At 37.6% G+C, this 7,931-nt stretch carries 10 protein-coding genes; all 10 read right to left on the bottom strand.

The genetic code is table 11. The annotated features are described in order from the left end of the window. Positions 1–271: 271 nt before the first annotated feature. Positions 272–1,048, bottom strand: coding sequence for an SH3 domain-containing protein (locus tag EHQ52_RS17125; protein ID WP_135616385.1), 777 nt, complete (start codon positions 1,046–1,048; stop codon positions 272–274). A 185-nt stretch (positions 1,049–1,233) separates the two neighbouring features. After that, complete coding sequence (locus EHQ52_RS20120) at positions 1,234–1,824, bottom strand: hypothetical protein (protein ID WP_167492223.1); 591 nt, start codon at positions 1,822–1,824, stop codon at positions 1,234–1,236. Positions 1,825–2,007: 183 nt separating this feature from the next. Continuing rightward, complete coding sequence (locus EHQ52_RS17120; protein WP_135616384.1) at positions 2,008–2,532, bottom strand: O-acetyl-ADP-ribose deacetylase; 525 nt, start codon at positions 2,530–2,532, stop codon at positions 2,008–2,010. 200 nt (positions 2,533–2,732) lie between these two features. Then, positions 2,733–3,416: a hypothetical protein gene (locus tag EHQ52_RS17110; RefSeq protein WP_135616383.1), complete on the bottom strand. Its 684-nt coding sequence runs from the start codon at positions 3,414–3,416 to the stop codon at positions 2,733–2,735. A 240-nt stretch (positions 3,417–3,656) separates the two neighbouring features. Next, complete coding sequence (locus EHQ52_RS17105) at positions 3,657–4,058, bottom strand: hypothetical protein (protein ID WP_135616382.1); 402 nt, start codon at positions 4,056–4,058, stop codon at positions 3,657–3,659. Positions 4,059–4,276: 218 nt separating this feature from the next. Then, the gene (locus tag EHQ52_RS17100; protein WP_135616381.1) at positions 4,277–4,972 is read right to left on the bottom strand and encodes a hypothetical protein; all 696 of its coding nucleotides are present in this window, start codon (positions 4,970–4,972) and stop codon (positions 4,277–4,279) included. A 92-nt stretch (positions 4,973–5,064) separates the two neighbouring features. Continuing rightward, positions 5,065–5,424, bottom strand: a complete 360-nt coding sequence (locus EHQ52_RS17095) for a DUF4279 domain-containing protein (RefSeq protein WP_279638307.1) — start codon at positions 5,422–5,424, stop codon at positions 5,065–5,067. A gap of 257 nt (positions 5,425–5,681) precedes the next feature. Next, complete coding sequence (locus EHQ52_RS17090) at positions 5,682–6,203, bottom strand: hypothetical protein (RefSeq protein ID WP_135616379.1); 522 nt, start codon at positions 6,201–6,203, stop codon at positions 5,682–5,684. A gap of 229 nt (positions 6,204–6,432) precedes the next feature. Further along, positions 6,433–6,720 carry a DUF559 domain-containing protein gene (locus EHQ52_RS20400; RefSeq protein WP_425269405.1) on the bottom strand — a complete coding sequence of 96 codons (288 nt, stop codon included), beginning with the start codon at positions 6,718–6,720 and terminating at the stop codon, positions 6,433–6,435. A gap of 432 nt (positions 6,721–7,152) precedes the next feature. After that, positions 7,153–7,593, bottom strand: coding sequence for a hypothetical protein (locus EHQ52_RS17080; protein ID WP_135616377.1), 441 nt, complete (start codon positions 7,591–7,593; stop codon positions 7,153–7,155). Between the last annotated feature and the right edge of the window lie 338 nt (positions 7,594–7,931).

Genomic DNA, 7,931 nt, shown 5'->3' with positions numbered 1-7,931 from the left:
AATATTAACAATTTTACCGATTACAACAATCTCATCTCCTATCACGATTGAAGGGATTATAAGAAATAAAATCGACATAAAGAATCTTACTCTCATAAAATATATTCCGCGCAACTTTCGTCTAACGACCAAGGTGCTCCGACGTTTGCGATGGCGCGAGGCTTGCTCCGCAAGACGAGTGACAGAAGCAAATGTGGCGTAGCCCGAGCGAGAGTCGCGAAGCGATCTCGAAGCGATGCGGAAGCACCGACAGTTATGCTCCGTGAAATTTTCAGAGAAAGGGGTATAGCCAAGATTTTAAATGTGAATTACAAACATAACTTTTTTCATTATTAGGTTTATAAATTAGGTTTTCCCAATTTGTTCCTTTGCCAAATTTTTCTTTATTAAAGAATGTTTTCTTCTCTTTGTTCAATTCCCATTCTATAGATGAAACCGAATTACTGCTGCCTTTACCACTATTCACATATGAGATGATAAATTGATCTGCTTGCCGCTCTAAATTAACTATCCTTACGCTAAAAGAATGATATTTGCTTAAAATAGCCATTGAATCAATTTTTGTGTTAATTTCAATTCCATAAACCTCATCAAATATATCATCTCCATCCCCACTCGGAAAAGCATTTGATATAAAATTCAATTGGCAATGATTATCAGTCTTTTTTAAAAAGAATGTTTTCAGTTCATTATAAAATTCATTTTTTATATCACGGTTCCCTGTATAGATTGATTTCTTTTCATCATAAAAACTCGGATCATAAATAGCAGCAAATCCACTAAACAACCAACCTATTTCTCCTTTATAATTTACTTTCCACCATCGTTCTGTAGTTCCCTCAATTGTTTCTTCAGGACCCTCTTTATCGACGATTATAAAGAATTCGTCTCTGGGAATAACGGAAAGTTTATTCGAATCAATTTTCGGAGATTGCCGCAAGGAAAGCCCGCTATTAGCGACGACATACCCCCGCTCCTCGAAAAATCGCTTACATCCTGCAAAGAGAGCGATTGTTAGTATTATGATAACTATATTCCTATAATTCATACGTAGTCCCATAAATTTCAATTTCATGGCGCATAACGACCAAGGTGTTCCGACGTTTGCGATGGCGCGAGACTTGCCTTGCAAGACGAGCGACAAAGCGAAATGTGGCGAAGCCCGAGCGAGAGGTCGCGTTAGCGATCCACGAGCGGAGCGGAAGCACCGATAGTTAGACGACGTGAAGCTTGTTACCAACTTAAATAGAATCTATCAAATCTACCTGACTTCCAGAGGTAAATCGTTATAAGATCGTTGCTCAAACATAAGCATCTAAGAAATATTCGATCACGTGTAATTCCATGTGCAAGGGAAAACTCATCCACATTACTATGTAGGCTCCCCTCCTCTGCTCCCTTTAAGGCATATGCCCATTCAATAACATTATTCAAATTTTTATAGGCAAGCACTGTTGGGCGAGCATCATCAATTCGCTTAAACTCCAAATGTCCAGATTTATATGGAATAGATTTTAATGTAATCCCTTCTGCTACAGGCAAAGTAAGAGCGTCAGCAAAAAATGGACCACTCGAATAATATAATGGGGTTTCGATAAACTTTCTCAGAAAAAGGAATAACAAAATACATATCAAAAATGATACTCCGATCGAAGAGTAAAATAAGGGGAATACAGACTTAAGGGTCTTTTTATATAGATGAAAGAAAATTAGAAGAGCGGGATATATTATAAAGGGCAAATATAAATCCCACACCATCCCAACAAACATAGGAAAGGTAAAAATAGGGATTAGTATTCCAATCAACCCAGCTCTTTTGAACATATAGAATAAATTCCAAGCTACATGTCGCCTAACGACCAAGGTGTTCCGACGTTTGCGATGGTGCGAGGCTTGCTCTGCAAGACGAGTGACAGAAGCAAATGTGGCGAAGCCCAAGTGAGTGGTCGCGTTAGCGATCCACGAACGAAGCGGAAGCACCGATAGTTAGACGCCGTAGCAATTAGGTTAAAGGGATATCTTACTCTTGTAATAATATTCACTTTCCGTATCAAAACACACGAATATTATTCTTTCAAAACTCAAATTACCAGAATGGTTCTTTACAGTATTGATAGCGATACTAGATGCCAATTCCTTAGGAAATCTATATATTCCTGTACTAATGCCTGGAAATGCTATCGATTTGCACCCACTTTCCAAGGCAATAGATAACGAATTAGTATAACAATTTGAAAGCATTATTTCTTCATTATTGCTGCCTCCGTTCCAGACCGGACCGACTGTATGAATAACAAATTTTGCGGGAAGATTTCCCCCTGAAGTAATGACCGCCTCACCTACTTTACATCCGCCCTGTCTTGCTATGATTTTACGGCATTCGGCGAGAATCAAAGGGCCTCCGGCTTTATGAATAGCTCCATCAACACCTCCACCACCAAGAAGTGAAGAATTAGCAGCATTTACTACCGCATCCACTGATAGTTTAGTTATATCTCCTTTAATAATTTCAATATTAGAATTTTTATTCATAAATAGATGTTATTGCTATGTCGCCTAATGACCAAGGCTTGACGACGTTTCGCGAGTCCGTAAGGACTTGGCACGAGCTTGCTTTGCAAGCGCCGTGACAAAGCGAAATGTGCCGAAGGCCAAGCGAGAGTTGCGAAGCAAGCTCGAAGCGATGCGGAAGCACCGATAGTTAGGCGCAGTAATGAGTCTTTAAAACAAAATTATGTAGTGGACTCAATTCTTTGCCAATGCTTTACCAAAAGAATAAAGTTAAGGTAAATAACAAAAACAACTATCGAAAATATTAACTGATCAAATTTTCTAATAATCGGATCAGTGACAACACTATAAGTCATTAATAGTATATAGGGAATAAAGAACACAGTGAAATAAATGTATGATTCTCTATTGCTAAAAATTTTCTTTAATTTTTTAAAGTGCTCAACCATTGTCCGAGAACCAACAACTATTGCTCCACCAGCCAAATATACAATGAAATATATCATTAGCCCAGTAACAAATATTATCCCTTGTAAAGGTGAATGATAAGAATGCTTTGAATCGAGCTCAATTCCCAGCAATATCATTAGCAAATGTGAATAAAATAGAAATATAAACCAACTTGGTACTGTAAAGATTGCCAAACGACCAAACATGTTTAGTAAAGAAAGATCAGGTAAAGTAACCATAGCCGTTAATTCCATAATGGATTTTAGGCCAAGGAAAAAGAAGAGAACAATTAATACGAATATCAGATAATTCAGAGCTGAAAAAGTATCATTCTTTTCAGTATCCAAATCAAAATACTTTCGTGTAATTAATAAAATCTGAATCAGTAAGTAGCATACAACTGAAAATTGAAAAAATTTATTTTTGAAGATAGAGACAATTGCAGCTTTATTCATGTATTAAGAAGTCCTTTTTCATTATTGCGCCTAACGACCAAGGTGTTCCGACGTTTGCGATGGCACGAGCTTGTTATGCAAGCGCAGTGACAGAAGCAAATGTGGCGAAGCCCGAGCGAGTGGTCGCGGAGCGATCCGGGAGCGGAGCGGAAGCACCGAAAGTTATATGCAGTTGCCGGGATTGGTCTGTAAATTAGTTATCTTAGATTTAGAAAATGAAAGGCCAATCCACTCAAAAAACTATCTTTTTAATTTTGAGTTCTTTTCATGAACTATTAAGTTAGGATTCTCTCGACAAAATTTGAATATTTCTGCTGAGACCCTATCGTATAAGTCATCGTCTACATATGGATTCTTAAACTTTCTAAGCCTATTCAAATCTTTTTGAATTGATGAAAAGCTCTTAAAGAAAGATTTGGGTCTCCCGAGGATCTTATCTTCAAGATAGTCTATCAATAGTTCAAAACCTTTGTCCCAATTCCCGTTCCCATTATTCTGAGCTTCATATCGCAATTTTTCAATACTACGGAGAAGTTCACCTTGAACAGATTCTGACTGCCCTGATTTTGGAACTAAATTTTGCCATATCCATTTACCTAAATCATCGTCCGAAGCAATGTCAGGAATTACCTTATTACTCATACTAACCTTAAATCGTTTTTATTAATTAAATATTATTAGATATAAAATTTGATTCTGTTTCTAGAAAAATCTTTGGCAATTGCATATAACGACCAAGGTGTTCCGACGTTTGCGATGGCACGAGTTTGCTCATGCAAACGAAGTGACAGAAGCAAATGTGGCGTAGCCCGAGCGAGTGAGTCGCGAGCGATCTCCGAGCGGAGCGGAAGCACCGACAGTTAGGCGATGATCGTTGGCTCTAAATAAACCATTTCAGAGCTAAAAGTTATTTTTCGTTCTCGAAACGCTTTAATAAATTCTTCTTCAAAATATTTAGGAAAAATACAATATACTTCAATCTCTTTATTATATTTTAAAGTAAATTTATAAAATGGTCCAATATCAACATATGCTTTCTGTATTCTACGGTAATATTTAATTTTCTCTACTTTTCTAATACTACCCCATTTCAGTGTCCCAACAAATGAGGTGAAGGTCATATCTTTCGAAAGTGTAATTCCATCTTCATCTATTTGGATAAATCTTTCTTTTCTAAACGGTGAATAACTATGGTAAAGAAGCTTTGAAATTACTACAAATACTATTACAGAAATAAAGACACCTAAATTGCTGAATGCGTAAAACGCATATGCAGAAAGAGTTGCATAGACGATTAGATAGAAATATTTATCTAGACCTCTATCTTTAATATTTAACCGTAAACATCCGGAGCTATTCTCTAATCTAAATTTTCTACCTATTAAGAAATTCTTTAATGATCTCATGAAATTTTGCCATCGATTTTCGCATAACGACCAAGGTGTTCCGACGTTTGCAACGGCACGAGTTTGCTTTGCAAACGAAGTGACGGAAGCAAATGTGGCGAAGCCCGAGTGAGTGGTCGCGTTAGCGATCCGCGAACGGAGCGGAAGCACCGATAGTTAGGCGAAGTAAACGCCTCGATAACTTAAAACTCCCATTCTATTAGAATTTTCGAAGAAAAAACTTTCACTCACATTTAAGCAAATTATTCTTCATTTTCGTTTTCAAACAGATAATAGAAATCAAAATCCATGTTTAGATTGTATGAGGCGATTCTGTTAATCGTTTTAGAATCGAGACTTAATCCTGGATAATATTGATGAAAATAACCGACTAATTGCAGTATTCCATCGAATTGACTAGTTATTTTTCGAATTCGATCAGCTTGAGAATCTAACTGATCAAGAACATCAATGATATGATCTTCCAACGATTTTTCTTTCGTAAGTCGGGAATATAAACACCATTTACTGTAAGTCTCTACTCTATTAGTTTTCTGGTCAATATCTCCTTTTACCCAGGCCTGACTCGGAAAAAGGCCCATTTGCAATGATATGTCATTCAAATCAATGACATATCAAAAATTAGTGCAAAGTACGCATATTGTTCATTACTTTCTTCTGGTTCAGACATTCTATATTAAAAGATTATTTGGCGTTTATTTCGCCTAACGACCAAGGTGTTCCGACGTTTGCGATGGCGCGAGACTTGCTCTGCAAGACGAGTGACAGAAGCAAATGTGGCGAAGCCCGAGCGAGTGGTCGCGTTAGCGATCCATGAGCGGAGCGGAAGCACCGAAAGTTAGGCGAAGTATCGCTTCTTTTATGGCTTAATCCTTATTAGCTCCTTAATAACCCGTAAATCACTTGAGGAAAAATCTGCATCAAGCGGAAACTCACCCGAATAGAATCGAACTGAGAAATTATTCGCACTTAATAATTCATTCTGTAATTCATTAGACAGAATGAATTCTGCCGAATGTACATTCCAAGTTGCATTTCGAATTTCATTCGGAATAATTTTGGTACTTTGAAATTTAATCTTAATTTTTTTCTCATCTAGTTTAAAAAAAGAAAAATTACCTAATGGCTGGTCATGGTTCGGGAATTCAGAAGAAAGATGACACTTAATAACAGCTACCGAGTCCGCGTTTACAGTTTTCGTAAATGTTACAAAGACCGCTCTTTTGCTCTTTGACGTAAAAGTAAAATTTGTAGTAGAATACAATTCCAAACTAAAAACATTTTGATTTTTGAAATCGTCTTTCAAAACCTTTATATTTCCATATTGCAAAAAACACTGAAGGGTTAATATTCCAATTATCGCTACAATAGATTTTCTCATTTTTCCTCTCGAGCTATCATTGTTGTAGTTCGGTGCATTGAAAGCGTTATTTCGCCTAACGACCAAGGTGTTCCGACGTTTGCGATGGCACGAGCTTGCACATGCAAGCGAAGTGACAGAAGCAAATGTGGCGTAGCCCGAGCGAGTGGTCGCGCAGTGATCCACGAGCGGAGCGGAAGCACCGATAGTTAGGCGATGGCGGTGAACTTAATAAGAGAGTATTCTAGCTCTAAAAAAGACGTTTTAACCATCCCAAAAGATCGTTGTCATATTCAAGTTGATCGATTGATTCATGAAGAAAGTCCACAATATAATCAGCAGTTTCGTCAAGGTTTTCCTTCGTTATTAGTGAATTTGGGATCCGCAATGTTAGATAGCCTTTCTTAAAGGAATAGTATGTTCTCTTCAGATCAGCTAAGGCTTGTTTCTTATCAAAGTTATGATGTCCCCCATCAACTTCAATATTCACCTTAGCTTCAGGTATTGCAATATCTATATGCTTAAAACCATCATACAATTCTAGCTTAGCAGGAACATTTCGTGAGATCAATGCTTTATATAATAGCTTAGCAGCTGGCGTTGACTCAGGTTTACTTTTTTATCTGTTGACTGACAATTCCTACAGAGAGGTCGTCCTATTTTATCAACAGAATAAAAATAAACTTCAGATGATATCGTTACTTTACAAACATTACAATAATAAGCCATTGGTTTAACCTAATAGATCACGATTTCAAAGATATCTATTCACCGCTTTCGCCTAACGACCAAGGTGTTCCGACGTTTGCGATGGCGCGAGACTTGCCATTGCAAGGCGAGTGACAGAAGCAAATGTGGCGTAGCCCGAGCGAGAGTCGCGCAGCGATCTCGAAGCGAAGCGGAAGCACCGATAGTTATGCGACGTTGTTTAAATTTAACCTAAGCAAACCCTTTGCAGCTCAGTATTACCTCATAATAGATTGGATTGAACAATACATTCTGCAAATTCAATATCTTTTCTACGGATATATATACTGTAATCACCAGTTTCATCTGATCCGATAGACATATGAGAACAACCGGCTTTTTTTAACTCGTCATAGATTTTTCCGCAAATCTTTCTCGATTTACTTTCTTTGTAAAAAGTTATTTGCTCGTATCTATTTCCAATTATATTTTTTATTTTGCGTTTATATAAGTCTTCAAATTCATCTTCGCTATCAATTGTGCCTACAAAAATATGATACTGGTCTATGCGGGACTCTTCCAATTCAGGAACGGAATTTACTTCCTCTGATAAATATACATCAAAGCCTCTATCTATTCTTTCATAAACAACTACTTCAATCATATCATAAATAGTTGGATGAAAATGATGCTCTGTATATTTTTTATAAAAATTTTCTGTCATCTGATTTTTTTAAACAATGTCGCATAACGACCAAGGATTGGCGACGTTTACGACGGCGCGAACTTGCTCAAGCAAGCGAAGTGACGGAAGTAAATGTGGCGAAGCCTGGAGCGAGAGTCGCGAAAGCGATCTCGAAGCGGAACGCCAAATCGATAGTTAGGCGACGTCCGATCCAAACACGGTGCATCCAATATTTACGTTTCTCTGAGTCGGCAAATTGCCGTTTCAGTAAAATTATGCTACTAGTTACCAAACCCCGCTCCGAATACGAGATCCATTATAACCATAAACTGCAATCGATTACGCGGATGAAATATAAAGCTCGGCAACAGCACCCA

It is taken from the genome of Leptospira koniambonensis (assembly GCF_004769555.1).
GTDB classification, from domain to species: Bacteria; Spirochaetota; Leptospiria; order Leptospirales; family Leptospiraceae; genus Leptospira_B; species Leptospira_B koniambonensis.
This window is presented reverse-complemented; position numbering and strand designations above follow the sequence as displayed.